Source organism: Salipiger sp. PrR002 (genome assembly GCF_010500775.1).
Taxonomy (GTDB): Bacteria; Pseudomonadota; Alphaproteobacteria; order Rhodobacterales; family Rhodobacteraceae; genus Salipiger.
In genome coordinates this window covers 1-2,023 of record NZ_JAAGOU010000083.1, presented here as the reverse complement: position 1 = coordinate 2,023, position 2,023 = coordinate 1, and the positions used below count along the sequence as shown (strand labels likewise).

The 2,023-nt window shown below is 58.4% G+C and carries 2 protein-coding genes; both read left to right on the top strand.

Annotated elements, in window-relative coordinates:
• Positions 1–230 precede the first annotated feature (230 nt).
• Positions 231–863 carry a tyrosine-type recombinase/integrase gene (locus G0A00_RS26200; protein WP_164185617.1) on the top strand — a complete coding sequence of 211 codons (633 nt, stop codon included), beginning with the start codon at positions 231–233 and terminating at the stop codon, positions 861–863.
• A 198-nt stretch (positions 864–1,061) separates the two neighbouring features.
• On the top strand, positions 1,062–1,580 hold the full coding sequence (locus G0A00_RS26195) for a hypothetical protein (RefSeq protein ID WP_164185616.1): 519 nt from the start codon (positions 1,062–1,064) through the stop codon (positions 1,578–1,580).
• The last annotated feature ends 443 nt before the right edge of the window (positions 1,581–2,023 follow it).

The window sequence follows — 2,023 nt, the reverse complement described above, 5'->3', positions numbered from 1 at the left end:
TTTCAAAGCCGTGAATCATGCTGTTCCCGCGAAATCAATGCATCCTGAGCCTAAAGGCAAGTTCGGGCTGGGACCAGCCGAATGCACTCGCAGCGGGGCCGTGGCCCAGCACCTACGAATGGGCCTCGGCGCCGCCGTGCAGCATCGCAGTGCTGGACCTCCATGGTAGCATTCCGCCGCCGGCAACGGGTCGGAGATGGGGCTGGGCGCGGTGGAGGGAAACCTTCACCATGGGAAATGAGAACCTACCCGCCGTTCGCCCCACCAAACCCGCCTGGAACCGTGGCCGCATTATCGGTCAAAAGCGGCCCCTATTACCTCAACACGTCTGGGCCATCCGTGTCCGTTTGGAAATCGCAGCGAAGATCCGCGACCTCGCCCTCTTCAACCTAGCGATCGACAGCAAGTTACGCGGCTGCGACCTCGTGTGCCTGAAAGTGGCGGACGTGCTTTCTGCCGGTTCGATCAAGGAGCGCGTATCGGTCGTGCAGCAGAAGACTCGACAGCCAGTGCGCTTCGAGATCACCGAGGGCACGAGGCGGTCATTGATGTCCTGGCTCGCTAGCCCGACGATGAGGGGCAGAGAATATCTATGGCCCGGCCGCGTTCATGATCGTCTGCACATTTCGACGCGGCAGTATGCCCGATTGGTAAAGGGCTGGGTGAGCTCCATCGGGCTAGAACAGTCTGCCTATGCCACGCATTCGATGAGAAGGACAAAGGTGGCCCAAATCTACCGCAAGACCGGCAACTTGCGCGCCGTCCAGTTACTGCTCGGGCATTGCAAGATGGACAGTACAGTTCGCTACCTGGGTGTGGAGTTAGAAGATGCCCTGACAATTTCCGAGGCTGTGGACCTCTGAGAAACCGATCTCCGGACCTTGGCCATGGACAAGGCTAAGGCCCGGAGCCAGCCCAGACTTGCCCTTCGCCTCGGGTCGACCGTCCGCGTAAGCAGACTCTTATTCCGTGACCATCGGACGCCCGAAGAGCCGGGCCTCGTCGCCGTTGACGGTGAGGCCCTGCTTGCGCCGGCCCCAAAACCTTGCGAACGTCGACTAATGGCCAGTTTCGAAGAAAAGCTCGCGACGATAATTGGAAGACCCTCAACACAAAGGCCGTTTGTCTGCGACGGTTTTCCGTCGGATTGTTCCGTATGGGTTGTAGGGCATAACGCTGCAACAACCGGGGGCAACTGGTGGCAGTATTGGTCTTCGGACAGCGGCTTCGATCTTGCTTCGTGGCGCAATGACTATGACGCTGAACGAGAGGAGCGCGGGAAAGGTCCTTCCGCTACACGCCGTCGTATAGATCGTTTCAGGGCATCAATACCAAATATCTTGGAGACCAACATTTACGCCACGCCATCAAAAAGAATGGCAAGTATGCCGGACAGCGACACAAAGGCCTTCGACCTAATGTTGGCAACACTGACACCTCGGGTCATCATCGCACATGGCGTGCCAGCGGCAGAGCACCTTGCAGGCTGGACCGATGGAAAACTGATAGCTTGCCCTCATCTCTCCCGCGCAGGTTATGCAATTGTTGATGCAGTCATCGCCGAGCTTCAAGCGAACTAGTTTTTTCCTTCGAAAGCAGCGAATGCTGCGACCATGAATCAGGGTTTTCTGGACCGGTGCCGTTCGTCCGCTCCCAGCCCAAACGCGCCCTTCGCCTGGACTTCGCCAGTTCGGCGAAGCAGACCTGCAACCCGAGACCGTTAGGCGACCGAGCACGGCACGAAGCACCGGTTCGCTGCGGCTTCACTAAGGTCTGCTTTGGCGATATGGCAGGGTCAAAATCGGTCGTTTTCGCCCGTGACAATACCCCTGCCAAAACCTCAGAAGTGAACCTTCAACGGAAAAAGAATTGGTAGGTGCCGCCACCGGTCAGTATCGGTCCGGTACGACCGCTCTGAAGGCAGTGGCCGCTGCCGAAAATGTCGAGGCCCGTTCCCGCCGGGGCGGAATCTGTCAATCGGCAGCGAACTTTGACCCCCTATCGGCGTCCAATAATGACCCCC

What these genes read in the sequence shown, in the direction of transcription:
- G0A00_RS26195 (WP_164185616.1), top strand. Translation starts at nt 1,062, where the DNA reads ATGGCCAGTTTCGAAGAAAAGCTCGCGACGATAATTGGAAGACCCTCA.
- G0A00_RS26200 (WP_164185617.1), top strand. Translation starts at nt 231, where the DNA reads ATGGGAAATGAGAACCTACCCGCCGTTCGCCCCACCAAACCCGCCTGG.